Below are 26,266 nucleotides of genomic sequence, written 5' to 3'. Positions count from 1 at the left end.
AACCCGCCCCCCTCGCCGATACCGGAGCGCGAAATTGTGTTGAATCCCCAGCGTAGAGTCCGAAAAGTGTAGCGATCCCAGGCCGGCTGAGACGGCATGGAAACCAGTCCTGGACAGGTGTTGTGGCGCACGGCTGGGTGTGATGCCGGACAGAACGCTCGGTGTCGGCATGGAGGACGAAGGCAGATTCACCCTGGAGGAGTCCGGCTACGTGCCGATGTGGCCGTTCCTCGAGAGAAGCCTCGAGGCGTCCCTCGACGCCTTCACGCGCTTCTGGGCGGGCACGGAGTTTCCAGTCCTCAGCAGCTGGTCGAACTGACCGTGGCCTCCGCGTGCCGGCGCCGCCGGCCGTACTGGATGGCGCCGGCCGTGCCGTGGTTGATCCGCATGGCGAACATGCCGGGCTTCGACGCTCGCCATGTCCGCGACCTGCTGGAGCTGGCGGCGGTGGCCGAGGAGCTCCCAGCCGAGCTGCGCGACCAGGCCCGGGCGGCATGGGCTGAGGCTCACGAATAGCTCAAGACCAACAAAAAGGCGCGTGCCCGGCTTCACACGGAAGCCGGGCACGCGCCCTGGTCGTTCAGCCGGGCCTTACTGCTCGCCCGAGTTGTCGTTGCTGTGGTCACCCGGCATCGTCGCGTCGACCAGCTTCTGCGACGGCGCGGCCTGGTGGCGCGGCTTGCCGAAGAAGCCGATCTCACCTTCGGCGTGCATGCGCTCCACCATGTGCGGGTAGTGCAGCTCGAACGCCGGACGCTCGGACCGGATCCGGGGCAGCTCGGTGAAGTTGTGCCGCGGCGGCGGGCAGGACGTGGCCCATTCGAGGGAGTTGCCGTAGCCCCACGGGTCGTCGACCGTGACGATCTCGCCGTAGCGGTAGCTCTTGAACACGTTCCAGATGAACGGCAGCGTGGACGCACCGAGGATGTACGCGCCGATCGTGGAGATCGTGTTCAGCGTGGTGAATCCGTCGCTGGCCAGGTAGTCGGCGTAGCGGCGGGGCATGCCTTCGGCGCCGAGCCAGTGCTGGACCAGGAACGTGCCGTGGAAGCCGATGAACGTGGTCCAGAAGTGCCACTTGCCCAGCTTCTCGTCCATCATCCGGCCCGTGATCTTCGGGAACCAGAAGTAGATCCCGGCGAAGGTCGCGAACACGATCGTGCCGTAGAGCACGTAGTGGAAGTGCGCCACCACGAAGTAGCTGTCCGACACGTGGAAGTCGATGGCCGGCGCGGCCAGCAGGATGCCGGTCAGACCGCCGAAGAGGAACGTGACGATGAAGCCCATCGAAAAGATCATCGGCGTCTCGAAGGACAGCTGTCCCTTCCACATCGTGCCGATCCAGTTGAAGAACTTGACACCGGTCGGGACCGCGATCAGGAAGGTCATGAAGGAGAAGAACGGCAGCAGCACGGCACCGGTGGCGTACATGTGGTGCGCCCACACCGCCACGGACAGGGCCGCGATCGCCAGCGTCGCGAAGACCAGGCCCTTGTAACCGAACACCGGCTTGCGGCTGAAGACCGGGAAGATCTCTGACACGATCCCGAAGAACGGTAGGGCGACGATGTACACCTCTGGGTGACCGAAGAACCAGAACAGGTGTTGCCAGAGGATCACCCCGCCGTTGGCCGGGTCGAACACGTGCGCCCCTAGGTGCCGGTCTGCCAGCAGGCCGAACAGGGCCGCGGTCAGGATCGGGAACGCGAGCAGGATCAGGATGCTCGTGACCAGGATGTTCCAGGTGAAGATGGGCATCCGGTACATCGTCATGCCCGGCGCGCGCAGACAGACCACGGTGGTGACCATGTTGACCGCACCGAGGATCGTGCCCAGACCGGAGACGATCAGGCCGGAGATCCAGAGGTCGGCGCCGACGCCCGGCGAGTGGATCGCGTCCGACAGCGGCGTGTAGGCGAACCAGCCGAAGTCGGCGGCGCCACCCGGCGTCAGGAATCCGGAAAGGACGATCAGCCCACCGAAGAGGTAGAGCCAGTACGAGAACGCGTTGAGCCGCGGGAACGCGACGTCGGGCGAACCGATCTGCAGCGGCAGCACGAAGTTGGCGAACCCGAAGAGGATCGGGGTCGCGTACAGCAGCAGCATCACCGTGCCGTGCATGGTGAAGAGCTGGTTGTACTGCTCCTGCGACAGGAACTGCTGGCCCGGGCGGGCCAGCTCCGTGCGGATCAGCATGGCCATCGCTCCGCCCGCCATGAAGAAGGCGAACGAGGTGACCAGGTACATGATGCCGATCTGCTTGTGGTCCGTCGTGCGGAACAACCGCAGCAGGTACGAACCCTTAACCGTCTCGCGCGCGGGGTATGGGCGCGTTGCGATCGGCTTGGGGGCTACGGCCGTCACTCCTGCCTCCAACACTGAAACCTTGTGGTGGTCATCGTCCGGGTCGCCGAGGGTCGGGACGAGCCCGATCCGACGGCTAGAGGGATGGTAGCCCTCGCTACCCACCGTCGCTCGCACCGGCTGGTTAGATCACCGCATGGCCGACCCGTACACGGCTTCCGCGCTCCACGCGGCCCTCTCGGTGGCCCGCCGCCTCGGCCTCGCGACGGGGTCGGCCGAGGTCCTGCACGAACGCTCGAACGTGCTGGTGAGACTGGGTTCCGTCGTCGCGCGGGTGCCCGGGACGACGCGCCTGCTGCGGCCCGACGCGACGGCCTGGCTCGAGCGCGACGTAGCCGTTTCCCGCCACCTCACGCAGAGTGGTGTGCTCGTCGTCTCACCCACCACGGATCCCCCGGCCGGGCCCCATTTCGCCGACGGGCTGCCGGTGACGCTCTGGCACTGGACACCGCACGATCCGGACCATCGGCACAGCCCGGGCGAAGTCGCGAGTTCACTCGCGACCGTCCACGCGGCACTGAGTGCCTATCCGGGTGAACTTCCCGTGCGCGGGCCCGTCGACGAACTACTGAGCGCGCTCGACCGGCACGGCGCCACGATGGACGGTGCCGCGGATTCCCTGCGCGCCGAGGCGTTGCGGCTCGCGGCCGCGCTGCCGGCGGACCGGATCCAGGCCCTGCACGGCGATGCGCACCCGGGCAACGTCATCGCGACCGCGGAAGGGCCGTGCTGGCTGGATTTCGAGGACACCTGGCGCGGACCGCTCGCTTGGGACCTCGCGATCCTGGCGAAACAGGGCGGACGGTCGTTCCTGGCGGCCTATCCGGACGAGGTGGATGCGGCTTCGGTCGAGGCGTGTCTGCGGTTGCGCGAGCTGTTCGTGGTGGTGTGGCGGTATTTGCTCGCGCTGCGCTGGCCCGCGCGGCTCGGCGAAGCGCGGGCGGCGCTGGCGGACTACTTCTAGGCGAACCAGCCGAGGATCGCTTCGGCGACGCCCGCGGGGTCTTCGAGGGGTGTGAGGTGCCCAGCACCGGGCAGGACGACGAGCGTGGCCTCGTCGAGGGCGTCGACCATCTTGCCGGCTTCCTGAACGGGGGTGAGCTTGTCCTCCTCGCCGACGATGACGAGCGCGGGCACGTCGGACTTGCGCAGCACGTCCAGCGAATCGGGCCGGTTGCGCATCGCTCGTGCCGCCCACGCGACCCCGGCGGGCGGCTGCGCGTCGATGAGCTCGCGCACGCGTTCGGCGGGCTCCTGGTTGTGCAGGAGGTTCGGCAGGTTCGCGTCGGCAAGCCAGCCCTGGACGCCCTCGGCCTCGGCGCGTTCGGCGACCTTGAGGCGGTTCTCGGCCGCTTCGGGCGTGTCAGCCGTGGCTTTGGTGTCGATGAGCACGAGCCCCGCGACGCGTTCGGGGGCTGCTTTCAGCACCGCGAGCGCGAGGTAACCGCCCATCGAACAGCCGCCGAGCACCACTTCGTCGAGTTCCAGCCGGTCGAGCAGCGCGAGGACGTCGCGCGCGGCGTCGTCGAGGCTCGGCTCACGGTCGGTCTCCGGCAACGGGCTGCGGCCCAGGCCGCGCTGGTCCGGCGTGATCAGCCGCAGGCGCGCGGCCAGGGGCGCGCGGACGGGGTCCCACATGCGGGCGTCGAGGGGGAAGGCGTGCAGCAGGAGGAGCGGCAGTTCGGTCATGACGGCGATTCTGTCGGACCCCGCGGCTAGCGTGCGGGGTGTGCTGAGGGAGATGCCCAGGGAGATCGAGACTTCACGGCTGGTGCTGCGGCCGTTCACCGAGGAGGACCGCGCCGCCGTCGTCGCCATCCAGACCGACCCGGCGACGCACCGCTTCAACCCGGACCCAGCGGACACCCCGGCCGGCGACCTGCTGTTCGACTCGTGGCTCGCCCATTGGGCCGAGCACGGGTTCGGCTACTGCGCCGTCCGGGAGCAGGGCGGGGCCGAGGTGCTGGGCCTGACGGGGGTGCGGCTGCGGCTGTTCCGGAGCGAGCGGGTGCTGAACCTGGCGTACCGCTTCGCGCCCTCGGCGTGGGGGCGCGGGTACGCCGTGGAGGCGGCTGGGGCTGCTCTGGAATGGGCTGAGCGGGAGCTGCCGGCGATTCCGGTGCTGATCAGCGTGAACGCGACGAACGCGCCATCGCTGCGGGTGGTGGAGCGGCTGGGGTTCACGCGATTCGAGGAGGAGGTGTACGAGGGGGCGGTTTCGCGACATTTCCGCCGGTGAGGTTCGGCGAGCTTCGGAGTGCGTCGGGGTCTTTCGAGCGTTCCGGCACTGGTTCCCGGTGGGCACCCGCTGCGGTTTCGGGCGACCAGCGTCAGTTCTCCGGCAGTCGCCCGTTGCGGTCTCGGGCCACCAGCGCCGGTTCCGCGGCAGTCGCCCGTTGCGGTCTCGGGCCACCAGCGCCCGTTCCCCGGCAGTCGCCCGTTGCGGTTTCGGGCTACCAGCGCCGGTTCGGGCGCCGCCGGGCCCGGGCGTCCCAGCAGGTGCGATGCCAATGGCGGCGGTCGGCGACGGAACCGGTTTCGTCGGCGGGCCACACGACGACGTGGGGCGTGCCGGGCCGGATCTCGTGGTCGCAGCCGGGGCAGCGGTACGTCTTGGTCGCGTGCGAGCCGGGCACGGTACGCACCAGCCACTCGCCGTCGGGGCCGGACTCGGCGTGTGCCCAGCCGCTGGCCGCGCCAAGGTCGGGCTGCTCGGCACGACCATGCCGGTCTCGGCCGGGGCGATTGTGTCGGGGCACGGGAAACACGTTAACCGGCTGGATCGGTGGGCCGCCGAGCGTGGTCCACCTTGCCGCTCCGGCCTGACCGCGGCCGAGCGGTGGCCTGATGCAATCCACACCGCTGGATCTGGTCACCCGGATCTGCCGCGTGCCAGACCCGGTCGATCTCGCCGCCCTGGCGCGGTGCCGGCCGGGCAGCCCTCGCCGAACGCAGCCCCCACCGACCGAGGCTGGTTCGCTCCACGCGACAAGCGGTTGCCGGCTGGGCATGTAAGGCCGGCAAGTGAAGCGGAAACCGTTCCACGTCCCCGGGTTTCCCGAACGCGACCTTCAGGGCTCACGCCAAGTTGGCCAGCCCAGCAGGCTCAGGATTGCCGCGCCGGCGACAAGGGATTGCGAGCTGGGCCATGCCAGGCCGCCAAACGGCGCTGGAAACCGACCCACCTCGCCGGGCTTCCGAACGCGACCTTCGAGGCTCAGGCCAAGTTGGCCAGCCCAGCAGGCTCAGGATTGCCGCCCCGGCGACAAACCCAGACCGGGTCGGCTCAGCCGTGCGCGGGCCGCCTGTACCGACTGACCGCCCTGCCCGAGTGCCAACGCCATGAACGGCGTCAGCCCTGCGCGAGGGTCAGCGGCACCAGCTGCTCCGCCTCCGTCAGCGAGCCGTGCTGGCCGATCAGGGACGTCTCGACCGCTTCGGCCAGGCCGCGGACCATGCCGAACGTGCCCTGGGCCGCGGCGACGACGTCGCCGATGCGGGGGCGCACGCGGTCGCTCACGGTGCCGAACCAGCCTTGCGCGATGGCCTCGTCGCGGGGCAGGACCCAGGCACGCGGGCCGAGGACGGATTGCCAGGCCGCGAGGACATCGGCGGCCGCACCGGGTTCGGTGTAGACGTGGCGGGCGCGGACCTCGCCGCCGAAGGCGCGGACGCCGTCCAGCAGCTCCGGGGTGTCCTCGAGGTCGAGTTTGTCGTCCACGGTCACCATGCCGTGGTCGGCGACGACGGCCAGCAGCGCACCCCCGGGGAGGCCGTCCACAATGGACTCGACGAGGCGGTCGACGTGCCGAAGCTGCATGCGCCAGGCGGTGGAGCCGGGACCGTAGAGGTGGCCGAGCAGGTCGAGTTCGCTGTGGTAGGCGTAGCAGAACGACGGTGCCGCGAGCACCTCCAGCGTCCGCGCCGCGAGGTCGCCCAGGGCGTGGACGCCGGCGTAGCGCGCGCCGCTTTGGGTGGCGCGGGTCAGGGCCGTGTCGGAGAACTGGGCGGACGACACGACGGCGGCGTCGAGGCCCGCCGCGGCGGCGCGTTCGAAAGTCGTCGGAAGGGGCTGGACCGAGCGGGGCGGGAGGGCGCCGCGCAGGTCGCTGCCGTCTTCGTGGGAGCGCCAGCGCAGGGCGTTGAGCACGCCCGTGCCCGGCACCTCGAACGTGTACCCGACCATCCCGTGCTCCCCCGACGCCAGGCCGGTGCCGATCGCGGCGACGCCGGCCGCCGTGGTCGACGGGAAGCCGACGCGCAGCGGGCTCTTCGCGAGCTCCGTGAGCACCGGCGCGTCGGCCGCGTGCTCGGCGAGGAGCTGCCAGCCGAGGCCGTCGATGAGCAGCACGCACGCGCTGCGAGCCTCCGGCAGCGCCAGCGAACCCGCCTCGCCCGGCACGCCGAGCGCGCCCAGCACCGCGGGGACGACCTGGCCGAGGTGCGGGAGGTCCGTGATCTGGGGAACGTCCACGAAGACAGCTTCCCACCCGCCTGCGCGGCAGCGATAATCGACGCATGCCCACTTACGCCTACCGCTGCCGCGACTGCACCGACACCTTCGAGCTGCAACGGCCGATGAGCGAGTCCGGCGCGCCGGCGCCGTGTCCCGAGGGGCACACCGACACCGTGAAGCTGCTGACCACCGTCGCGCTCACCGGCTCCGCCGCGAGCCCCGCGCCGTCGGGCGGCTGCTGCGGCGGCGGGTGCTGCGGCGGCTGAGATTCAGCAGGCCTTCAGCGCCTGGTCGAGGTCGAGCCAGAGGTCCTCGACGTCCTCGAGCCCGGCCGAGAGCCGGATCAGCCCGTGGGTGATGCCCGCCTCCTCGCGGTCGCTCTCGGCGACGACCCGGTGTGTGAGCGACGCCGGGTGCTGGATGAGCGTGTCGACGCTGCCGAGGCTCACCGCCGGCGTGATCAGCCGGACGGCGCCGATCAGCGCGTGCGGATCACCCGCCACCTCGAACGCGACGAGCGGGCCGCCGAGCTTCGGGTAGTGCACGGCGGTCACCGCTTCGTGCTGCGCAAGGCGTTCGGTGAGCACGGCGGCGGTCTCGCTGGCCGCTGTCACACGCAGCGGGAGCGTGGAAAGCCCGCGCAGCAACAGGTATCCGGCCAGCGGGTGCAGCACGGCGCCCGTGGCGAAGCGGATTCCCCGCAGCCGCGCGGCCTCCTCCGCGTCACACGCGACGACGCCACCCATCACGTCACCGTGGCCACCGAGGAACTTCGTGGCGCTGTGGAGCACGAGGCGCGCGCCGTGGCGGCCGGGGCGTTGCAGGACGGGCGTGGCGAAGGTGTTGTCGACGAGCACGGGCACGTCGCCGCACGCGTCGACCAGGGCTTTGACGTCGAGCTCGGTGAGCGTCGGGTTGGCGGGTGTCTCGACGAAGACCAGGCCGGTGTCCGGCCTGAGCGCCGCGGCCACCTCACCGGGCACCGCCCACGTGACCTCGGTGCCGAGCAGCCCGGACGTCAACAGGTGATCGGTCGACCCGTACAGCGGCCGGACACCGACGACGTGCCGCTTTCCTTGCGACGCGGCGGAAAGCAGGCACGCGGACACCGCCGCCATCCCGCTCGCGAACGCCACCGCGTGGTCGAACCCCTCCAGCTCGGCCAGCGCGCGCTCGAACCGCTCGACGGTCGGGTTGCTGACGCGGCCGTAGATGCCGGAGACCTCGCCGCCGGTCGAGAACTCGTCGATCCGCAGTGCCTCGGCCGCGCTGTCGCGAGACGGGTACGTCGTCGAAAAATCCAGGGGTACGGCGTGCAGTCCCAGGTCGGTCAGGTCGTCGCGGCCGGCGTGGACGGCTCGGGTGCGCAGCGCGTTCGTCATGGCGTTGAGCGTCGGCCATCGTGCGGTTTTGCCGCAACAGTTTCGGATATCATTCGCGGATGAGCGATTCCGTCGAACTGAGCACGGTGGACCTCGAGATTCTGCGCGTGCTGCAGAACGATGCCCGGACGTCGAACAAGGACCTCGCGGCCGCCGTCGGCGTCGCGCCGTCCACCTGCCTCGACCGCGTGGCCCGCCTCCGCTCGACGGGCGTGATCACGGGCCAGCACGCCTCCGTCGACGCCGCCAAACTCGGGCGGCCGCTGGAGGCGTTCCTGTTCGTGCAGGTCCGGCCCCACCGGCGCGAGCTGGTGGACCCGTTCGTGTCCGACCTGCTCGCTCTGCCCGAGGTGCGCGCCGTCTACCACCTCACCGGCCCGGACGACTTCCTCGCCCACGTGGCCACCAGCTCGGCCGCCGAACTCCAGCGGCTGGTGCTGGACGAGCTCACGGCCCGTGACGAGGTCGCACGCGTGCACACGAACCTGGTGTTCCAGCACTGGAGCGGTGGGCCGCTGCTGCCGCCTACCCCGTCCGCACCTTGACGGGGTGCCGCGGGTCGGTGGGGCACAGGAAAATGTTCAACGCGCCCTGCTCGCCGAACTCCCAGCCGGCTTCCTCGTCGTCACTCCGCTCGCACCCGCAGGGCTACTCGTCCTCCTGCGTCGCCAGGGCGATCGCCTGACGCAGGCGCGCGCCGCACTCGCGGCAGCTCAGGTCGTCCGGATCCCCTGCGTACCAAGCCGTCCAGCCGCCGACTTTCGAGAACTGGCCGAGCTCGTACTCGACGTCATCGCGGCTCGTCGGCAACCCCAGCTCCGCGCGGCGGTCCTGGGAGAACTCCTCGACGTAGGGGAATTCCCGGAGGCGGCACGGGTGCAGGACGCGTGGCTGGGGGAGGAACATGTCGTCCGCCTCTTCGGGTGGCTCCGGCGACTTCGCCGACGGTGCTCGAGTCTCGCCAGAGCAGACGCACGGCGGGGCCGTAGTGGTGCTTGCTTTCGTGCAGAGTCGGGCACAGCAGGACCTGCGCCAGATCCGCGCTGCCGGGGAACGGAAGCTCCGGGAAGTCGCGGCGGTAGAACTGGGCGGCGCCGACCATCGCCGGCACCGGCTCGTCGTCCGGGTGGCCGGTGGTCCAACCATCGCCGGACGCCTCGGGCCGCGGCGGCCAGGTCACGGGACACGTCGGCCACGGCTCGTTCTCGGGCCACAGCAGCGGACCGCCGAGGTGGCTCTCGCTCGCGGCGGGTTCGCCTTGAACGGGGTGGAGTCGCATCGCGGTGCGAGCGTGCTCGATCAGAGCACTGAACTCGGCGCGGAGGTTCACCGCGCGAGGGTATCGCTCGGCACCGACAACTCCGGAGATCAGCGCGAATACCGACCGCGACGATTCCTTTCGATCGGGAATCGGTCAAAATCCGGTCCTCGATTCCGGTAACGGACAACGCGGCCGGCCCGACGTCCGGACCACAAAGGATTAGCCGGTCGAGGGATGGAGGTAGCGCCATGACGAGCACGACCGGACCGGCCGCACAGAATTCCCAGGACTACTGGGGCCCGCCGACGCAACCGATGCGACTGCCGCGCCAGCCGGGGCAGATCAGCACGGTGATGTTGCTGCTCGCGGCGTTGTGCGGGGCAGCCGTGATCGGGGCGATCTGGCTGGGGATCGCACTGGCGGCGTGAGGGGATTCCGGTTAGTGAATTGCCGGAATGCGCGGGTGGGTGATGAAGAGAACGCCGGGATCGCCTCAGTTGTCCACAGGCTTACCGAGTTGTGGACAACTGACGCGATCCGGCGCTGAGTCACCGATTCTGTCGGAGTGGGCCGATAGAATGGACATGGGCACGCCCCCTTTGGGAGGGCGGGGGAATTTCTGCCGGGCCGTGACGGTCAACGGCTCTGGCTGTCCGCCCGTGCACCCACTACTCCCCGAAGTTCGACTCCACCAGACCAGTCACCTTGGCGAGCGCGTCCGAGGCCTCGGGCCCCCGGGCGCGCACCACGATGTGGTCTCCCTGGCGGGCGCCGAGGGACATGAGGGCCAGGACGCTGTGGGCGTCGGCTTCCTGGTCGCCCAGGCGGATCGTCACCTCGGCTTCCACGGAGGCCAGGCTGCGCACCAGGACGGCGGCGGGCCGGGCGTGGAGGCCGACCTCGTTCGTCAGCGTGAGTTCCTTCTCCTGGGCATCACCAGGAGAGTCCACCGCGGCGAGGTCCGGGGCCAGGCCGGCGCCGGCAGCGGCCGAAGCCACTGCCTTGCGGTCCGCCCCGCCCTGAGCAGCGACGGCGGCCGCGATGGCGCCCTCCACCAGAGGGCCGTCGGCGACCACGGCGGCAAGGCCGCCGGAAAGCGACTCCACCGCGAGTTCCGCCGTCATCTGCGCGCTGCCCAGGTCGTACAGCAGCACCACGCCGTCGCCGGAGTCGGCGCGTTGGGCGGCGGCCACGACTTCGTCGTAGTCGGTGCCGATGCCGCCGCCGTCGGGGAGGCCGCCGGCGGGGATGATGCGGACGTCGGGGGCCATTTGGGCGGCCAGGTCGGCCAGGCCTTCGGCCAGTTTGGCGCTGTGCGAGACGAGCACGATCCCCACGGTCACCGGGCGGCCTCCGCGAACGCGCGCAGCAGCAGGGCCGTGGAGCGGGCCCCGGGGTCCATATGACCGACGGCGCGTTCGCCCAGATACGAAGCCCGGCCCTTACGGGGTATCAGGTCCACTGTGGACTCGGCGCCGCGGTCGGCCGCGTCGGCCGCCGCGGTCAGCACGTCCGCGATCGAAGCGTCCGCGGGGCAATCGGCGGCCGCGGAGACGGCCGGGATGAGCGCGTCGACCATCGTCGCGTCGCCGCCCACCGCTTTGCCACGCGCCTGCACACCGTCCAAAGCGGCCTGCAGAGCGGCCACCAGCAGCGGCACGTCGATCGAAGCCGCGTCGCCCAGTTTCGTCGACGCGCGCAGGAAAGCCGTGCCGTACAACGGTCCCGCCGCGCCGCCGACCTTCGAGATCAACGTGGTGGCCGCCAGTTTGGCGACGCCCGCCGGGGTGGCGGGCACCTCCGTCTCCAGGGCGGACACGATCGCGGTGAACCCACGGCTCATGTTCTCGCCGTGGTCGCCGTCGCCGATGGCGCGGTCGAGCTCCACCAGTTCGGAGCGGTGCTCGGCCACGACTTCGGCCGCGGCTCGCAGCGCGGCCGCGACTCCTTCGGAAGAACAACCCATCAGATCCCCCACCGCAGCGCGGGCGTCCACACAGGCGCGTCCCACAGCTCGGTCAGCTCGTCGTCCAGCTTCAGCAGCGTCAGGCTCATCCCCTGCATCTCGAGACTCGTGATGTACGGGCCGACCAGCCTGCGCTCGACCACGATCCCACGCTCGGCCAGCAGCCGCTCGGCGATGCCGTGCGCGAGGTAGAGCTCCAGCAACGGCGTGGCACCCATGGAGTTCGTGAACAGCAGCACCTTGTCGCCCGGCTCGTACGGCAGGTCCGACACGACCGCCTCGACCATCCGCGCCACCAGCGCGTCGGCGGGCTCGGCCGGGATGCGCTCGCGGCCCGGCTCGCCGTGAATGCCGATGCCGAACTCGATCTCATCCGGCCCCAGGTCGAAGCTCGGCTCGCCGACGTGCGGCACGGTCGGCGCGCTCAACGCCACCCCGATCGACCGCACCTGCCCGACGACCTTGCGCGCCAGCGCCTCCACGGCGTCGAGCGAGTCGCCCCGCTCCGCGGCCGCGCCCACGATCTTCTCCAGCAGCACGGTCCCGCCGACGCCACGGCGGCCGGCGGTGAACGTGGAGTCCTTCACCGCGACGTCGTCGTCGATCACGACGCTGCGCACATCGAGGTCCTCGGCCGCGGCCAGCTCGGCGGCGGTCTCGAAGTTCAGCACGTCACCGGTGTAGTTCTTCACGATCAGCAACGCACCGGACGGCCCGGTCGTCGCGGCGACCGCGGCCTGCACCGCGTCCGGCGTCGGGGACGTGAACACCGCGCCGGGCACCGCCGCGTCGAGCATGCCGCGCCCGACGAGCCCGCCGTGCATCGGTTCGTGGCCGGAGCCGCCGCCCGAGATGACGGCTACCTTGCTCGGCACCGGCGCGTCGGCCCGCACCACGACGGCCGGGTCCTCCTGGACGCGGACGATGTCGGCGTGGGCCACGGCGAGGCCTCTCAAGGACTCCGCGACCACTGTCGCCGGATCGTTGATGATCTTCTTCATGACAGGCCTCCGACACATCGGCGTGGTGGATGCCCCCAACCTAGCCGCCGACACCGGCCCGCCGCCAAGGTTCAGGCCCGCGGCAGGTTCCCCGCGACGCTTTTCGCCAGCGTCGTCGCCGTCGCACACGGGTCGCCGGTACCGGGCTTGAGGTCGTAGTCGGTGAACCCCACCTGGACGACTTCCACGTGGTCACCCTGCCACGGCCGGTGCTGCCACTCGACCTTGCAGTCCGTCCCGGCCGTGCCCTTTTTGGCGTACGCCTGGTTCGCGCCGCCGACGTCGGCCTTCAGCCAGCCGTCGCCCTCCAGCGGCGGGAGGGCCGGGAAAAACATCACCGCGATGTTCGGGCTGTTGCCCCATTGGCAGCTGTGCAGCCCGGTCGCCCCGCCCTTCGTGCCCTTCAGCACGGCGTCCACGGCGGACTGGTCGAGCACCGCGCACGCGTCGGCCGTGAGCACGGATCCCTTGACGTCCGGGTATTTCTGCGGGGAGTTGTGCAGCTTGTCCACGGCGGGAGCGAGCAAGGTTCGTCCCGCACGACACGGATCGCCACCCGGGTAATCGATCTCGAACGCGAGGCCGAGGCTCGGATCGCGCGAGGTGAGCGCGCTGACCTCACACGAACCGCCGGTGGTGTCGGGCACCTCGACCTGCGGCAGGCCGCCGACCTGGCCCGTGGTCTTGTCGGAGGCGAACAGCACGATCGCGCCGAGCTGCACGTCGACCGAGAGCTCCTTGCCGCCGGCGTCGCGCACTTTGGCGCTGCACTCATCGAACCGGACGCTCGACGCCGTGGGCTCACCCTCGGGCGTGCCCAGCGCGGAGAGCGACGTGTTGTCGAGGAACTGGCACGGCAGCACCTGGCGCAGCGCGCCCGCCGCGACCGCGGCATCGGTGATCGGCCCGCTGCCACCGTCCCCGCTCGCGGCGGGGACGGTGGTGCGGGGGAAATTCTCCTTGCCCAGCTGCGGACCACCACAGGCGGCCAGGAGGAGGACACTGGCCACCACCAGGGGAAACAGCCGGCCGAGTTTGAGATCGCGCGCCACGCGGAGCACGGTAGCGGCAGCCGGCCCCGGCTGTCCGGACAACCCGCCTATCCGGCTGCCGGCGGTTCGGTGGTCTCGTCCTCGTCGGGCTGCCCGGTCTGGTCCGGCACGACGATCGGCCGCAGCCGCGCCCACAGAATGAACAGCGCCGTGAAAATCAGCAGGGCGATACCGGCCCACAGGTTGATGTTCACCCCGGACGACTTCACGCGGTCGGCCTCGGTGTCGAACGCCGCGCCCATCACCGTCAGGATGATGCCGTACACGCCGGTCAGCAGGGCGATGATCAGGCGGATGTCGAACGCTCCGGCCTTGTGCGCCCGCGGTGTGGATTCCGTTGCCATGGCGGTCGTCCTCCTAGAAGGCGAAGTTCAGGACGAGGGTGATGACGGCGGCGATGCCGGCCAGCAGCACCGGCTTTCGGTACCAGCCCGCGTCTTCGCCCGTGGTCTCGTGCTTGAGCGAATTGCGTGGCGTGAGCGAGTAGACCAGGCCCACCAGCTCCGATTCCGGCTTGGGCGGCGTCAAGTACGTGACACCCACGCTCACCACGATGTCGACGACGAACGCCGCGATCGCGGCCACGAAGCTGGCGCCCTGCCCCGGCAGGGAAATGACGTCGGTCTTGTCGAGCACGAACACCACGATCGCCGCCGCCGTGCCGACCACCAGGCCCGACCAGCCGGCCGCCTTGCTCATCCGCTTCCAGAACATGCCGAGGATGAACGTGGCGAACAGCGGCGCGTTGAAGAACGAGAACAGCGTCTGCAGGTAGTCCATCAGGTTCGCGTACGTCGACGCGATGAACGCCGTGCCGACCGCCAGGACCGTCGCGACCATGGTCACCACGCGGCCGGTGTTCAGGTAGTACTTGTCCGGCCGGTTCTTCACCATGTAGGTCTGGAAGATGTCGTAGGTGAACACGGTGTTGAACGAGCTGAGGTTCGCCGCCATGCCGGCCATGAACGACGCGAGCAGGCCCGCGATCGCGACGCCGAGGATGCCGTTCGGCAGCACGTCGCGCATCAGCAGCAGCAGCGCGTCGTTGAAGGTGGCGCCGCTGGGCGCGGGCTTGCCGTCGAGCAGGGCCTGCTTGTTCGCGCCCTGCAGCTCGGTCACGGTCACCGCGGCGACCATGCCCGGGATGATCACCACGAACGGGATGAACATCTTCGGGAACGAGCCGATGATCGGCGTACGCCGCGCGGCCGACATGCTCTTCGACGCCATCGCGCGCTGGACCTCGACGAAGTTCGTGGTCCAGTAACCGAACGAGAGCACGAACCCGAGGCCGAACACGAGACCCAGCACCGACAGGAAGTTACTGCCGAAACCGGTCAGCTGGTTGCCGGGCCACGAGTGCGTCTGCGCGGCGCCGCCCGGGCTGTTGGTCACCTTCTCGATGAGGCCGTTCCAGCCGCCGACCTTGTACAGGCCGACGATCGTGAGCGGAATCAGCGCCGCGAGGATGACGAAGAACTGCAGCACCTCGTTGTAGATGGCCGCCGAAAGGCCACCGAGCGCGGTGTAGGTGAGCACGATGACGGCCGCGATGATGATCGAGACCCAGATCGGCCAGCCCAGCAGCAGGTTCACGACGCTGGCCAGCAGGTACAGGTTGGCGCCCGCGATGAGGATCTGCGCGAGCGCGAAGCTGCTGCCGTTGACCCAGTGGGCGGCGGGGCCGAAGCGCCGGAGCATGAACTCGGGAACGCTGCGCACCTTGGAGCCGTAGTAGAACGGCATCATCACGACGCCGAGGAACAGCATCGCGGGGATCGCGCCGATCCAGAAGTAGTGCGCCGTCGGCAGGCCGTACTCGGCGCCGTTGGCGGACATGCCCATGACCTCGATCGCGCCGAGGTTGGCCGAGATGAACGCCAGGCCGGTCACCCACGCCGGGAGCGAGCGCCCGGAGAGGAAGAAGTCGAGACTGCTCGACACCTGCTTGCGGGCGAGATAGCCGATGCCCAGCACCAGCACGAAATAGAACGCCAGCTCGATGTAGTCGATCGCACTCGCGTCGAGCCGCAGGTTCGCGTCGGCAAGGACCTCCACGCGAGCCACCTCCGAATTCAACAATTTCCCACAGGAAACACCAGCGTCCTGTCAGATCCGGACAGTACTGCATGGATTCCGAAGCGGCACCCCGACACGGGCGATCTCGGAAAACGCCTTCTCGCCACGGCGATGAGCTGGGGAAACGCGGGCGTTCGAGGAGTGTGATCTTGACGGCTCGGGTACCGATGACCGGAACCTCACGAACGCGCAGATGCGCTCACAAGGCACCACATCGTCCACTCAGGACGGTCGTCGGGGGTTGCGCCGGCGGCTCAGAACAGCCGGAACTCGTCCGATTCGATGCCGCGCAGGGCGTCGTAGTCGAGGGTCAGGCAGCGGATGCCGCGGTCTTCCGCGAGGGTGCGGGCCTGGGGCTTGATGATCTGCGCGGCGAAGACGCCCTGGACGGGGGCCAGGAGCGGGTCGCGGTTGAGGAGTTCGAGGTAGCGCGTGAGCTGCTCGACGCCGTCGATCTCGCCGCGGCGTTTGATCTCCACGGCGACCGACTTGCCGTCCGCGTCGCGGGCCATGATGTCGACCGGGCCGATCGCGGTGGGGAACTCGCGGCGCACGAGGGTGTAGCCGTCGCCGAGGGTCTTGATGTGCTCGGCGAGCAGTTCCTGCAGGTGCGCTTCCACGCCGTCCTTCTGTAGGCCCGGTTCGGCGCCCAGCTCTTGCTCGTGGTCGTGGTAGATCTCGTCGAGCGAGATCACGAGCTTCTCGCCCTGCTTGTTCTCGACGATCCACAGCTTGCCGTCCTCGATGAGCCAGCAGGGCGGGCTCATCCAGTTCAGGGGCTTGTACGCGCGGTCGTCCGAGTGCACGGACACCGAACCGTCCGACTTGACGAGGAGCAGGCGCGTGGCCATCGGCAGGTGGGCGGTGAGGCGGCCGGCGTAGTCGACCTGGCAGCGAGCGATCACGAGACGCACCCGCCGAGGGTAGGACAGGCTCGGCGATACTGGGCGAGTGGACCCCATTCAGCGTGTCGCGACCCGCGAGGTGTATCGGAACAACTGGATGACGGTGCGAGAGGACGCCATTCGCCGTACCGACGGCAGCGAAGGCATCTACGGGGTGGTCGACAAACCGACCTACGCCCTGATCATCCCGATGGACGGCGACCGCGTGCTCCTGGTCGACCAGTTCCGCTATCCCGTCGGCGAGCGTCGCTGGGAGTTCTGCCAGGGCACGGCCCCCGACCTCGCCGAGACGCCGCCCGCCGAGCTCGCGCGCCGCGAGCTGCGCGAGGAAACGGGCCTGCGGGCCGGAACCGTCACGGAGATCGGGCTGCTGGAAGTCGCGCCCGGCATGTCGAGCCAGCGCGGCCACGTCTACCTCGCCACCGAACTGACCGAGGGCGAGCCGGAACGCGAGCTCGAGGAACAGGACATGACCACGGCGTGGTTCACCCGCTCGGAGGTCGAGAAGATGATCTCGGCGGGCGGCATCACCGACGCGCAGTCGATCGCCGCGTACACGCTCCTGCTGCTGCGGGAGCGTCGTTGAATGCGGCTGAGACTTCTCAGTCTGGCCACTCCGCCTTGCGCTTCTCGAGGAATGCCGCCATGCCTTCCCGCGCGCCCGGCAGCTGCGACGCCGAGGCCATGACCTCCAACGCGATGGCGTAGGCGTCGGCTTCCGGGCGGTCGAGCTGGGCGTACAGCGTCTGCTTGCCCATGGCCTTGCTCGCGCGGCTGCCGCGCGTGGCCCGCGCGAGCAGGGCGGCGACGGCGTCGTCCAGCTCGTCGTCCGGGACGACGGAGTTGACCAGGCCCCAGTCGAGCGCGGTGGCGGCGTCGACGACGTCGCCGGTCAGAGCCAGCTCCATCAGGCGTTTGCGGCCGATCGAGCGCGCCACCGGGACGGCCGGGGTGTGGCAGAACCAGCCGCCTTTGCCACCGGGCAGGGCGAAACCCGCGGAAGACGCGGCGACGGCGAGGTCGCACGAGGCCACGAGCTGGCAGCCCGCCGCGGTCGCCAGGCCGTGCACGCGCGCGACCACGATCTGCGGCAGCGACTGCATGGTGCGCATCAGCTCGGTGCACAACGTCAGCAGCTCGCGCACGCCCATGAGGTCGCGCGCGGCGACGTCGCCGAAGTCGTGGCCCGCGGAGAAGACCGGGCCGGCGCCGGCGAGGACGATGCCCGTCGCGCCGGTGGTGCCGGCTTCGCGGAACGCCGCGAGCAGCTCGGTCAGGTGGTCGGCGGACAGTGAGTTGCGCCGCGCGGCGCGGTTCATCGTGATGGTGATCGTGTCGCCGTCGCGCTTCACGAGGATGTGCTCGTACTCGGCCATACCCCGACCGTAACGCCGCCGGGCGCGGAACGGAACGTGCGCCGGTACGAATCGGGCCCGACGCCGACCTCCGCGCGCAGCCGACGGCGCAAGTTCGCGGCCGTGCCCAGCCCCGACCGCTGCGCGACGCGCTCCACCGGCAGCTCGGTGGTCTCCAGCAGGCGTTGCGCCAGGCGCACCCGTTGCACGCGCAGCCACCGCCCCGGCGTGACGCCCGTGGCCGCGGCGAACTCGCGGTGGAACGTCCGCTCGCTCATCCCGGCGTGGCCGCACAGGTCCGCCACGCCGATCTCCTCGGCCAGCCGCGTCAGCGCCCAGTCCATAGTGGACGACAGACCCGGCCGGGCAGGCGCCGCGGGCAACGGGTTCTCGACGTACTGGCGCTGGCCGCCCTCGCGTGCGGGCGGCATCACGAGACGCCGCGCGAGTTTCGCCGCGACGTGGGCGCCGTGGTCGCGGCGCACGAGGTGCAGGCAGAGGTCGAGACCGCCGACCACGCCCGCCGAGGTGAGCACGCCGTCGCACTCGGTGTAGAGGACGTCGCGCTGCAGCTCCGCTCTCGGCGCCGCGACGGCGAGTGCGTCGAGGTCCCACCAGTGCGTGGTCGCGGGGCGGCCGTCGAGCAAGCCCGCTGCCGCGAGGGTGAACGCGCCGGAGCACAGGCCCGCCACCGTCGCGCCGGAACGGTGGACCCGGTGCAACGCGGCCGACGCGGCGGGCGGCACCGGGGCGTGCGGATCGTCGCGGCCGGGCGCGAGGACCAGGTCGCAGCCGTCGAGTCCGGTCAACCCGTGCGTCGGCGTGACCTCCCCGAAGGGGGACAACGGGGTACGCCGCCGGCCCGCCCCGCACAGCCGCACGGTGAACGGGCCGATCCCGCTCTCGCTGCGGTCCTGCGCCCAGACCTCGGCGATCACCCCGAGGTCGAACGCGCGCGTACCCGGCAGGAGCAGCACCCCGATCGTCCGCATGGCAGGAAAGTACCGGATCGCGCGCCTTCTGCCACTCCCCTCGGTGCTCGTGGCCCGGCGAGACTCAGCGGTATGACCGCACTCATCCTCATCGACGTCCAGCGCGGGTTCTCCGACGAGCAGTTCTGGGGCCCGCGCAACAACCCCGGCGCGGAGGCCAACATCAAGGCCCTGCTCGACACGTGGCAGCTGCGCCGCGCCCCCGTGGTCGTCGTGCACCACGACTCCGTGCACGCCGATTCGCCGCTGCGGCCCGGCCAGCCGGGTAACGACTTCCTGCCCGAGCTCGACGGCGCCCGCCCCGACCTGGTCTTCGGCAAGAAGGTGAACTCGGCCTTCCTCGGCGACGTCGACCTCGACGCGTGGCTCAAGACCCACGGCATCACGAGCTTCGTCCTCGCCGGGATCCAGACCAACTTCTGCTGCGAGACCACGGCCCGCATGGGCGGCAACCTCGGCTACGACGTGACCTTCGCGCTCGACGCGACCTTCACGTTCGCCTGCCCGCCCTCGACGGCACAACCGTGACGGCCGACGAGCTTTCGCGCGTCACCGCGGCGAACCTGCACAACCAGTTCGCGACGGTGCGGGCCACCGAGGAAATCCTGGGCTAGCGCCGGTCGATCACCGCCCGCAGGAACTCCTTCGTCCGCTCGTGCGAAGGAGCGGTGAACAGCTTCTCCGGCGGCGCCTCCTCCAGGACCCGGCCGTGGTCGAACATCATCACCCGGTCCGAAACGTCCTGCGCGAACTGCATCTCGTGCGTCACGCACAGGATGGTGATGTCCGTGGTGGTCGCGATGTCGCGCAGCACTCGCAGGACGTCGGCGACCAGCTCCGGGTCCAGCGCCGAGGTGACCTCGTCGAGCAGCAGCACGTCGGGCCGCATCGCCAGAGCCCGGGCGATCGCGACCCGCTGCTGCTGCCCGCCGGAGAGCCGCGTCGGATGCGCTTCGGCCTTGTCCTCGAGGCCGACCAGGCCGAGCAGCTCACGCGCCCGCTGCTCGGCCTCGGCCGCCGGCACCCCGAGCGAACGCACCGGCGCCTCGGTGATGTTGCGCAGCACGTTCATGTTGGGGAACAGGTTGAACTGCTGGAACACCATGCCGATGTGCCGCCGCATCAGCCGCAGGTGCTTCTCGTCCGCGGGCACCAGCCGGTCGCCGCGGCGAGTGTGGCTCAGGCACTCGCCGCCGACGTCGATCGTGCCGCCGTCCACCTTCTCCAACGTCATCAGCAGTCGCAAGATCGTCGTCTTGCCCGATCCACTGGGACCGATCAGCGAGACGAACTCCCCCGGCGCCACGGTGAAGCCGAGGTTGTCGAGCACGACGTGGTCGCCGAACTTCTTGACCACACCGGAAAACCGGATCATCGCGGTGTCAGGTTCGTTCGGCACGGCGTTCCAATCGTCGGGCCAGCAATGACGAGGGCAGGCTGACCAGCAGGAACAGCACCCCGGCCAGGGTGTAGGGCTCGACGACGCGGAAGGTCTCCGCACCGACCTCCTTGGCGCGGTTGAGCACGTCCAGCACGCCGATCGCCAGCAGCAGCGGCGTTTCCTTGAACATCGAGATCGTGTAGTTGCCCAGCGCCGGCACCACCCGCGGGATCGCTTGGGGCAGCACCACCGCCGTCCACACCCGCGGGCGTGGCAGGTTCAGCGCCACCGCCGCCTCCCACTGTCCTTTCGGGACGGCTTCGATCCCGGCCCGGTAGACCTCGGCGGTGTAGGTCGCGTAGTGCACGCCGAGCGCCACGACACCGGTGACGAACGCCGACATCGTGATCCCCGTCAACGGCGGAACGAGCCAATACAGTACGAAGACCTGGATCAGCAGCGGCGTGCTGCGGATGAACTCGATGAAGAACAACACCAGCCGCGAAAGTACCGGGATCCCGGCCCGGCGCAGCAAGGCCAGCACCAAGCCGAGCGCGTACGCGACGGCCGAACCGAGCAACGTGAGCTCGACCGTGACCAGCAATCCCTTCAGCAGCAACGGGAGCGCGTCGGCGGCGGCCTGCCAGTCCCAGTTCATCCGGTGCCTCCGGCCCCCACCGAGAGCACCCGGGCCGTGCTCGCCACCGGTGCGCGGCCGAGCCGGCGCGCCGCCCACCGCTCCAGCGCCCGCATCCCGGTCGTGATCAGGATGGCGAGCAGGAGGTAGAGCACCAGCTCGGTGCCGTAGATCCAGCCGATGTCCGCGCCGAACACCGGCCGCAACAGCTCACCGCGTTCGGTGATCTCGCCCGCGGAGATGAACGACAGCAGCGCGGTGCTCTTCAGCAGCTGGATGAACAGGTTGTTGAAGGGCGGCAGCATCTCGGCGAACGCCTGCGGCAGGAGCACCCGCACCATCCGCTGCACCGGTGAGAAGTTGAGCGCGACAGCCCCTTCGTACTGCGCCTTCGGCACCGACCGCACGGCGCCGCGCACGACCTCGGCGCCGTACGCCCCGTGGTTCAGGCCAAGGACCAGGATGCCGGCGAACAACGGCACCAGCTGGAGCCCGACGAGCACCGGAAGCACGAAATACAGCCAGAACAGCTGGACGACCTCGGACGTTCCGCGGAAAACCTCGACGTACACCCGCGCGACCGCCCGGACGGGCCACCTCGGTGAGAGCAGGGCGAGTCCGGCGATCAGCGAGACGACGATGGTGACGACGATCCCGCCGACCGCGGCCTCGACCGTGATGCCCAGCCCGGCGAGGATGGACGAGATGATGTGCGGCACGTTCGACACGGCGCGTCGCCCGTCACGCGGCGCAGAGCTTCTCGGTCGTCACGTCCGGCTTCGGCAGGTTCGCCTGCGTGAAGCCGAAGGGCGCGACGATCCTCGTCCACTCCCCACTGTCGTGCAGCTTCTTCAGTTCGGTGTTGAACGCGTCGAGCAGCGGCTTGTCGGCCGTGCGGAAGACGAACCCGCCCGCCGAGATCACCGGCACGCCGTTTTCGACCGGGTCGAACCCCGGGGTCACCTCGGCGGCCGCGCCGGGGTTCTTCTTCAGCACGTCCTTCAGCGAGATGTCGGTGAGCGCCGCGGCGTAGACGCGGCCGTCGGTGACGGCGCGCAGCATGTTGTCCTGGGAGTCCAGCGTCTGGATCTGGTCCTCGGACACACCGGCACTGGTCGCGTAACCCTTCTCGACCGCCGCGGACAGCACCGCGACCTTGACCTTCTTCGCCGCGATGTCCTGGAACGTCAGCACCTGCTGCGGGTTGCCCTTCGGCACGAGCAGCGCGGTCAGCGCCGAGTAGTCCGGGATGGAGAACGCGGCCTGCCCGCAGCGTGCCGCCGTGATGTTCATGCCGGCCGCCACCACGTCGTACTGCTTCGCGTTCAGCGCCGGGATCAACTGGTCGAAGGAGACCGCGCTCGCCTCGACGTTGTCGATCCCCAAGTTCCGGAATACGACTCGCGCTACTTCAGGGGCCTCGCCCGTGACTTTTCCGCTTTGATCGGTGAATCCGTAGGGGGATTCGTTCGCGATTCCGATTTTGATCTTCTTCGCGGACTGAGCCGCCTGCAACGCGTCACCGGACGACGTCGACGTACATGCGGAAAGAAACACCGGCCCACCCAGTACGGCTGCTCCCACCAGCGCGGATCTCCGGAACAACTGCCGTCGCGACCATTCGTCGTGCTTCATCACAGCACCTCGTTTCGATCACATTTCCGTGCGTCGAACGTAGGTGTCGACCGGGTACGAGGCACGCCGAGCACAGCCGATAAGCGCCAGCCGTTACCGTAAATTGACCGGCCGGAACAATCCGTGTTCGAAAGCTTTCAGTCCGTGGCCCGTTTGTCCTGGTTCGCGGGACGCACGATCGCCACGCCGCGGTCCAGGTCGATCATCCCCAGCGGCGGCGCACCATGAGCGTCCTGGTCGAGGGTCATCTCCACGGAGTCGCGGTGCTCGAGTTCGTTGCGCTTGGTGCCGTAGAGGAACGAGGTGACCTCGTCGAGGTACGTCGAGGACAGTCGCCGCTTCAGCCGCGACGGCTTGCGGCCCGGCCGCACTTCCCAGGCGCCCACGATGACGAACAACAGCGTCGCGGCGGGCAAGGCGATCGACATGATGACCTGCACGTGTCACCCAACGTGCGACGGGCGGGCCGCGTTCCGCGCGATCAGGTCGGCGAGCTGGGCGGCATCGCGGACGGCGACCAGTTCCGGCAGCATCGGGTGCCACGCGGGCCGGGGCCGGTACTCCTGGTCCTTGACCCACTCCCACCAGGTCGGGCGGAAGTCGATCGTCCCGAGGCCGTCGCCGAGGTCGTGTACCCGGGGCGGCCGGAGCGCCGCGAGCGGCACCCAGCGGAACTCCGAGCCCGACCCGCCCTGGGCGACGAACACCAGCCGGCGGTCGGTGACGAAGTAGGTCGTGATGGCGAGCAGCGCGCGGCGTTCCTTCGGGCGCTCGACCGCGAACCCGACGACGAGCACGAGCACGATGATCCACGCGTAGAAGGCCGCGCTCAGCACGTCGAACCAAGCGATCACGAAGCTGCCGCCGAACACGAGGATCGCGAGCACCACCCACCAGTAGTAGTCGCGGAACCGCCGGTGGTAGCGCTGCGGGCGGCCGGACCACAGCACGGTCTCGCCCTCTTCGATCGGAAACATCGCGCCCTCCCATTCCTGAACTGAGCACGCTGCCCGGTTCGACGGGGTTGCCCCGCGCGGCGAACTCACCTGGCGATCGACGTCCGCGAGATGAGTTCGGCGACCTCGTGCGCGTCGCGGATTCCCATCAGCTCCGGCAGCTCCGGGTACCACACGGGCCGCGGCCGGTACCCCTGGTCCTTGACCCACTCCGACACGGTCGGCCGGAAGTCGATGATGCCGAGCCCACCCCCGATGTCGCGTACCCGCGGCCGGCGCAGGTACGCCAAGGGAATCCAGCGGAACTCGGAGCCCTGCGGCCAGTACCGGGCGAACAGCAGCCGCCGGTCGGTCACGACGTACGTGGTCGCCCCGACGCGGCTCGCCCGCTCCCAGTGCCGCGCGATCGCGGAGCCGACGATGCTCGACACCGTCACGGCGATGACCGGGATACCGGCCTCCGGGGCGTCGTAGATGCCCGTCAGGACCAGGCCGGCCACGATGGCCACCAGGACCACCACGAACCAGTGGTAGTCGCGGTAACGCCAGTAGTACCGCTGCGGCCGCCCCGTCCACAACACCGTCTCGTCCGGCTCGATTGGATACATCGCGCCTTCCCGGTAGTGAGTACGCCGTCCGGTTCGCCGGGGTTGCCCAGCATGGCGAACTTCCCGTGCCTACCCGGCGACCGAGGCGTGCGCTGCGTTGCGGTCGATGAGCTCGGCGACCTTCCGCGCGTCGGGGATGGCGATCAGTTCCGGATCGATCGGGGCCAGGCTGGGGAATCGCCACGGCTCCCGCCGGCGCATCCACCGCGTCACCGACCGGTCGAAGTCGACGGTGCCGACCCCGTCGCCCAGCTCGTGCACCCGCGGCGAGCCGAGCAGACGGATCGGGACCCAGCGGAAATCGTTGCCGTGCGGCCAGTGCACCACGAGGATCAGCCGCCGGTCGGTCACGATGTACGAGGTCGCGGCGAACCGCTTGGACCGCGCCGAGCCGGCGTTCGCCGCGAAGCTGACTGCCGGGACGATCGAGAAGTACCAGCTGATCCACAGTTCATGGTCCGGGTAAAACGCGACCAGCAGACCCAAGCCCGCTACCAGAACCACGACCGGCAGCCACAGCAACAAGTCACGGAAGCGCCGGTGGCGGCGCTGCGGCCCGCCGGTCCACAACACCGTTTGGCCTTCTTCGATCGGATTCATCGCACCCTCCCTCTCCCGGGATGAGCACGTCGTCCGGTTCGCCGGGGTTGCCCCGCGCGGCGAAGTGCTGTGACCGAAATCCGCGAGACTCCGCGGTGAGCGGCGATTACCGTGGAACAACGTGACTTGGAGTGGGTACGGCAGCTATCTCGTCATCGTGGTCCTCATCGTCCTGGCGCCGGGACCGGACACGATGGTGATGCTGAAGAACGCGCTGTCGGGCGGCGCCCGCGGCGGGCTGCTCGCGACGGCCGGCATCCTCGCCGGCAACGCGTTGCAGGGCACGGCCGCGGCGCTCGGGCTCGGCGTGGTCATCGCCCGGTCCCAGCCGGTGTTCATCACGCTCAAGTGGCTCGGCGCGGGGTACCTCGTGTTCCTCGGGTTCCAGGCCCTGCGCGGCGCGTGGCGCGGTAACTACGCGGAAGTCGAGGAGATCCAGCGCAAGCGCACGAGCGGCTTCCGCCGCTGGCGCGAGGGGTTCCTGTCCAATGTGACGAACCCGAAGGTCCTCGTGCTGTACCTGTCGGTGCTGCCGCAGTTCCTCGACCCCGTGCGCACCACCACGTGGGACGCGCTCGTGCTCGCCTACACCGTGGCGGTGCTGGGCACGGTGTGGCTGCTGGTGCTGCTGTTCTTCGTGCACCGCGTGCGCGCGTGGCTCAAGCAGCGCAAGGTGCGCCGCGCGCTCGACGGCGTGACCGGCACCGCGCTCGTCGGCTTCGGGGCGGCCCTGGCCTTGGAGTCCTGACCCGGGTTAACGTTCGCCGCATGACGTGGGGTGTGTACGGCGGGTTCCTCGCCATGATGGTGGTGCTCGCCGTGGCGCCCGGTCCCGACAGCATGGTGGTCCTCAAGAACGCGCTGTCGGGCGGTGCCCGCGGTGGCGCGTGGGCGTGCGCCGGGATCGCCGTGGCCAACTTCCTGCAGGGCACCCTCGCCGCGCTCGGCCTCGGGGCCGTGATCACGAACTCGCGCCCGATCTTCGAAACCGTGAAGTGGCTCGGTGTCGCCTACCTCTGCTACCTCGGTTTCCAGGCGCTGCGCGGCGCCTGGCGCGGTGACTACCAGTCGCTCGCCGAGGCGAAACGCGCCCGCCAGAGCGCGTTCCGCCGCTGGCGCGAGGGGTTCCTCTCCAACGTGACCAACCCGAAGGTGCTGGTCCTTTACCTCTCGGTGCTGCCGCAGTTCCTCACGCCCGGCGTCACCACCACCGGCGACGCCCTGCTGCTCGCCTACACCGTCGCCGCCGTGGGTGCGGTCTGGCAGATCCTGCTGCTCCTGCTCGTGCACCGCGTGCGCGGCTGGCTCGAGCGCCGCCGCGTGCGCCGCACCCTCGACGGCGTGACCGGCACGGTCCTCATCGGCTTCGGCGTGGGGCTGGCCCTGGAGGCCTAGCCGTTGGTCTGCGGCCGGTAGGGGCGCGTGCGTTTGTGGGTGATGTCCGCGTCGCGCAGCGTGTCGCGCCAGAGGTGGGACTTGTAGCAGGACCCGTTGCGTTCCTAAGGGATGTCAAGCCGCTTGGTGGGGTTTAGCGTGGGTGCTGGACGGGCCGGTCGATGGAGCGCTTGGCGACTTCTTGTTTCGCTGGCCCGTCCCCACTCCGGTTGTCCTGTGTGATCGGCGAATGTCTTCCGGA

Annotated in this window: 33 protein-coding genes and 2 pseudogenes; 11 read left to right on the top strand and 24 right to left on the bottom strand. The window is 69.8% G+C overall.

Annotation, left to right across the window (positions count from 1 at the left end):
• Positions 1–142 precede the first annotated feature (142 nt).
• Positions 143–319: a hypothetical protein gene (locus AB0M56_RS42860; protein WP_364187117.1), complete on the top strand. Its 177-nt coding sequence runs from the start codon at positions 143–145 to the stop codon at positions 317–319.
• Positions 320–369: 50 nt separating this feature from the next.
• Complete coding sequence (locus tag AB0M56_RS42855; protein ID WP_364187114.1) at positions 370–516, top strand: hypothetical protein; 147 nt, start codon at positions 370–372, stop codon at positions 514–516.
• 75 nt (positions 517–591) lie between these two features.
• Here the strand turns inward: AB0M56_RS42855 and ctaD are convergent, their stop codons facing one another.
• Positions 592–2,364, bottom strand: coding sequence for a cytochrome c oxidase subunit I (gene ctaD, locus AB0M56_RS42850; protein WP_360594725.1), 1,773 nt, complete (start codon positions 2,362–2,364; stop codon positions 592–594).
• A gap of 136 nt (positions 2,365–2,500) precedes the next feature.
• Here ctaD and AB0M56_RS42845 point away from each other — a divergent pair, with 136 nt between their 5' ends.
• Positions 2,501–3,328 (top strand): phosphotransferase, encoded by an 828-nt coding sequence (locus tag AB0M56_RS42845; RefSeq protein WP_364187112.1) that lies wholly within the window; start codon positions 2,501–2,503, stop codon positions 3,326–3,328.
• Here AB0M56_RS42845 and AB0M56_RS42840 read toward each other — a convergent pair.
• Entirely contained in the window at positions 3,325–4,053 is a 729-nt protein-coding gene (locus AB0M56_RS42840; protein WP_364187109.1) for an alpha/beta hydrolase, read from the bottom strand. The two genes, AB0M56_RS42845 and AB0M56_RS42840, sit on opposite strands and share 4 nt — an antisense overlap.
• On the opposite strand from AB0M56_RS42840, the gene AB0M56_RS42835 reads away from it, so the two are divergent.
• Positions 4,052–4,603, top strand: a complete 552-nt coding sequence (locus AB0M56_RS42835) for a GNAT family N-acetyltransferase (protein WP_364187106.1) — start codon at positions 4,052–4,054, stop codon at positions 4,601–4,603. The genes AB0M56_RS42840 and AB0M56_RS42835 overlap by 2 nt on opposite strands.
• 214 nt (positions 4,604–4,817) lie before the next feature.
• On the opposite strand, the gene AB0M56_RS42830 is transcribed toward AB0M56_RS42835, so the two are convergent.
• Positions 4,818–5,123: a hypothetical protein gene (locus AB0M56_RS42830; protein WP_364187104.1), complete on the bottom strand. Its 306-nt coding sequence runs from the start codon at positions 5,121–5,123 to the stop codon at positions 4,818–4,820.
• A gap of 593 nt (positions 5,124–5,716) precedes the next feature.
• On the bottom strand, positions 5,717–6,838 hold the full coding sequence (locus AB0M56_RS42825; protein ID WP_364187101.1) for a nucleotide pyrophosphatase/phosphodiesterase family protein: 1,122 nt from the start codon (positions 6,836–6,838) through the stop codon (positions 5,717–5,719).
• A 44-nt stretch (positions 6,839–6,882) separates the two neighbouring features.
• Between AB0M56_RS42825 and AB0M56_RS42820 the strand changes: the two genes are divergently transcribed.
• Positions 6,883–7,086: a zinc ribbon domain-containing protein gene (locus tag AB0M56_RS42820; RefSeq protein ID WP_220243781.1), complete on the top strand. Its 204-nt coding sequence runs from the start codon at positions 6,883–6,885 to the stop codon at positions 7,084–7,086.
• A gap of 3 nt (positions 7,087–7,089) precedes the next feature.
• On the opposite strand, the gene AB0M56_RS42815 is transcribed toward AB0M56_RS42820, so the two are convergent.
• The gene (locus tag AB0M56_RS42815) at positions 7,090–8,202 is read right to left on the bottom strand and encodes a PLP-dependent transferase (protein ID WP_364187099.1); all 1,113 of its coding nucleotides are present in this window, start codon (positions 8,200–8,202) and stop codon (positions 7,090–7,092) included.
• A 59-nt stretch (positions 8,203–8,261) separates the two neighbouring features.
• Between AB0M56_RS42815 and AB0M56_RS42810 the strand changes: the two genes are divergently transcribed.
• Positions 8,262–8,747: an Lrp/AsnC family transcriptional regulator gene (locus AB0M56_RS42810; protein ID WP_220243783.1), complete on the top strand. Its 486-nt coding sequence runs from the start codon at positions 8,262–8,264 to the stop codon at positions 8,745–8,747.
• Between the two features lie 103 nt (positions 8,748–8,850).
• Here the strand turns inward: AB0M56_RS42810 and AB0M56_RS42805 are convergent, their stop codons facing one another.
• The gene (locus tag AB0M56_RS42805; protein ID WP_364187096.1) at positions 8,851–9,108 is read right to left on the bottom strand and encodes a hypothetical protein; all 258 of its coding nucleotides are present in this window, start codon (positions 9,106–9,108) and stop codon (positions 8,851–8,853) included.
• Between the two features lie 603 nt (positions 9,109–9,711).
• On the opposite strand from AB0M56_RS42805, the gene AB0M56_RS42800 reads away from it, so the two are divergent.
• A complete protein-coding gene (locus AB0M56_RS42800; protein ID WP_220243785.1) occupies positions 9,712–9,891 on the top strand; it encodes a hypothetical protein in 180 nt (59 codons plus the stop codon).
• Between the two features lie 240 nt (positions 9,892–10,131).
• Here AB0M56_RS42800 and dhaM read toward each other — a convergent pair whose 3' ends face one another.
• The 7 genes from dhaM to nucS form a co-directional block, all read right to left on the bottom strand.
• Positions 10,132–10,806 carry a dihydroxyacetone kinase phosphoryl donor subunit DhaM gene (dhaM, locus tag AB0M56_RS42795; RefSeq protein WP_364187093.1) on the bottom strand — a complete coding sequence of 225 codons (675 nt, stop codon included), beginning with the start codon at positions 10,804–10,806 and terminating at the stop codon, positions 10,132–10,134.
• A complete protein-coding gene (gene dhaL, locus AB0M56_RS42790; RefSeq protein ID WP_364187091.1) occupies positions 10,803–11,429 on the bottom strand; it encodes a dihydroxyacetone kinase subunit DhaL in 627 nt (208 codons plus the stop codon). Before dhaL ends, dhaM begins: the two co-directional genes overlap by 4 nt.
• Positions 11,429–12,430, bottom strand: a complete 1,002-nt coding sequence (dhaK, locus tag AB0M56_RS42785; RefSeq protein ID WP_364187088.1) for a dihydroxyacetone kinase subunit DhaK — start codon at positions 12,428–12,430, stop codon at positions 11,429–11,431. The genes dhaL and dhaK overlap by 1 nt, the downstream gene beginning before the upstream one ends.
• A 71-nt stretch (positions 12,431–12,501) precedes the next feature.
• Entirely contained in the window at positions 12,502–13,482 is a 981-nt protein-coding gene (locus tag AB0M56_RS42780) for a hypothetical protein (protein ID WP_364187085.1), read from the bottom strand.
• Between the two features lie 47 nt (positions 13,483–13,529).
• On the bottom strand, positions 13,530–13,826 hold the full coding sequence (locus AB0M56_RS42775) for a hypothetical protein (RefSeq protein WP_364187082.1): 297 nt from the start codon (positions 13,824–13,826) through the stop codon (positions 13,530–13,532).
• Between the two features lie 13 nt (positions 13,827–13,839).
• Entirely contained in the window at positions 13,840–15,540 is a 1,701-nt protein-coding gene (locus AB0M56_RS42770) for a sodium:solute symporter family protein (RefSeq protein WP_364187079.1), read from the bottom strand.
• 275 nt (positions 15,541–15,815) lie between these two features.
• Complete coding sequence (gene nucS / locus AB0M56_RS42765; RefSeq protein ID WP_364187076.1) at positions 15,816–16,475, bottom strand: endonuclease NucS; 660 nt, start codon at positions 16,473–16,475, stop codon at positions 15,816–15,818.
• 37 nt (positions 16,476–16,512) lie between these two features.
• On the opposite strand from nucS, the gene AB0M56_RS42760 reads away from it, so the two are divergent.
• Positions 16,513–17,052 (top strand): NUDIX hydrolase, encoded by a 540-nt coding sequence (locus AB0M56_RS42760; protein WP_364187073.1) that lies wholly within the window; start codon positions 16,513–16,515, stop codon positions 17,050–17,052.
• Between the two features lie 16 nt (positions 17,053–17,068).
• On the opposite strand, the gene AB0M56_RS42755 is transcribed toward AB0M56_RS42760, so the two are convergent.
• Positions 17,069–17,842: an enoyl-CoA hydratase-related protein gene (locus AB0M56_RS42755; RefSeq protein WP_364187071.1), complete on the bottom strand. Its 774-nt coding sequence runs from the start codon at positions 17,840–17,842 to the stop codon at positions 17,069–17,071.
• Positions 17,815–18,813: a helix-turn-helix domain-containing protein gene (locus AB0M56_RS42750; RefSeq protein WP_364187069.1), complete on the bottom strand. Its 999-nt coding sequence runs from the start codon at positions 18,811–18,813 to the stop codon at positions 17,815–17,817. The genes AB0M56_RS42755 and AB0M56_RS42750 overlap by 28 nt, the downstream gene beginning before the upstream one ends.
• Positions 18,814–18,885: 72 nt before the next feature.
• Between AB0M56_RS42750 and AB0M56_RS42745 the strand changes: the two are divergent.
• A pseudogene (locus AB0M56_RS42745) lies at positions 18,886–19,427 on the top strand (isochorismatase family protein).
• On the opposite strand, the gene ehuA reads toward AB0M56_RS42745, so the two are convergent.
• The 8 genes from ehuA to AB0M56_RS42705 form a co-directional block, all read right to left on the bottom strand.
• On the bottom strand, positions 19,424–20,188 hold the full coding sequence (gene ehuA, locus AB0M56_RS42740; protein ID WP_364187267.1) for an ectoine/hydroxyectoine ABC transporter ATP-binding protein EhuA: 765 nt from the start codon (positions 20,186–20,188) through the stop codon (positions 19,424–19,426). The pseudogene AB0M56_RS42745 and the gene ehuA overlap by 4 nt on opposite strands.
• A gap of 7 nt (positions 20,189–20,195) precedes the next feature.
• On the bottom strand, positions 20,196–20,852 hold the full coding sequence (gene ehuD, locus AB0M56_RS42735; protein WP_364187066.1) for an ectoine/hydroxyectoine ABC transporter permease subunit EhuD: 657 nt from the start codon (positions 20,850–20,852) through the stop codon (positions 20,196–20,198).
• Positions 20,849–21,559 (bottom strand): ectoine/hydroxyectoine ABC transporter permease subunit EhuC, encoded by a 711-nt coding sequence (ehuC, locus tag AB0M56_RS42730; RefSeq protein WP_364187064.1) that lies wholly within the window; start codon positions 21,557–21,559, stop codon positions 20,849–20,851. Before ehuC ends, ehuD begins: the two co-directional genes overlap by 4 nt.
• A gap of 13 nt (positions 21,560–21,572) precedes the next feature.
• Positions 21,573–22,466 carry an ectoine/hydroxyectoine ABC transporter substrate-binding protein EhuB gene (gene ehuB, locus AB0M56_RS42725; RefSeq protein ID WP_364187061.1) on the bottom strand — a complete coding sequence of 298 codons (894 nt, stop codon included), beginning with the start codon at positions 22,464–22,466 and terminating at the stop codon, positions 21,573–21,575.
• Between the two features lie 137 nt (positions 22,467–22,603).
• On the bottom strand, positions 22,604–22,894 hold the full coding sequence (locus tag AB0M56_RS42720) for a DUF6191 domain-containing protein (RefSeq protein ID WP_364187058.1): 291 nt from the start codon (positions 22,892–22,894) through the stop codon (positions 22,604–22,606).
• Positions 22,895–22,909: 15 nt separating this feature from the next.
• Positions 22,910–23,443, bottom strand: coding sequence for a hypothetical protein (locus AB0M56_RS42715; protein ID WP_364187056.1), 534 nt, complete (start codon positions 23,441–23,443; stop codon positions 22,910–22,912).
• A 65-nt stretch (positions 23,444–23,508) separates the two neighbouring features.
• A complete protein-coding gene (locus tag AB0M56_RS42710; protein WP_364187053.1) occupies positions 23,509–24,030 on the bottom strand; it encodes a hypothetical protein in 522 nt (173 codons plus the stop codon).
• A gap of 69 nt (positions 24,031–24,099) precedes the next feature.
• Positions 24,100–24,630 (bottom strand): hypothetical protein, encoded by a 531-nt coding sequence (locus AB0M56_RS42705; protein WP_364187050.1) that lies wholly within the window; start codon positions 24,628–24,630, stop codon positions 24,100–24,102.
• Between the two features lie 121 nt (positions 24,631–24,751).
• On the opposite strand from AB0M56_RS42705, the gene AB0M56_RS42700 reads away from it, so the two are divergent.
• Together AB0M56_RS42700 and AB0M56_RS42695 are read left to right on the top strand one after the other, a co-directional pair.
• Positions 24,752–25,378 (top strand): LysE family translocator, encoded by a 627-nt coding sequence (locus AB0M56_RS42700; protein ID WP_364187048.1) that lies wholly within the window; start codon positions 24,752–24,754, stop codon positions 25,376–25,378.
• Between the two features lie 20 nt (positions 25,379–25,398).
• A complete protein-coding gene (locus tag AB0M56_RS42695) occupies positions 25,399–26,025 on the top strand; it encodes a LysE family translocator (RefSeq protein WP_360590379.1) in 627 nt (208 codons plus the stop codon).
• Here the strand turns inward: AB0M56_RS42695 and AB0M56_RS42690 are convergent.
• Positions 26,025–26,123 (bottom strand): annotated as a pseudogene (locus tag AB0M56_RS42690) (IS481 family transposase); the annotation flags it as partial. The gene AB0M56_RS42695 and the pseudogene AB0M56_RS42690 overlap by 1 nt on opposite strands.
• Positions 26,124–26,266 lie beyond the last annotated feature (143 nt).

It is taken from the genome of Amycolatopsis sp. NPDC051372, from assembly GCF_040682095.1.
Lineage (GTDB): Bacteria > Actinomycetota > Actinomycetes > Mycobacteriales > Pseudonocardiaceae > Amycolatopsis.
This window is presented reverse-complemented; position numbering and strand designations above follow the sequence as displayed.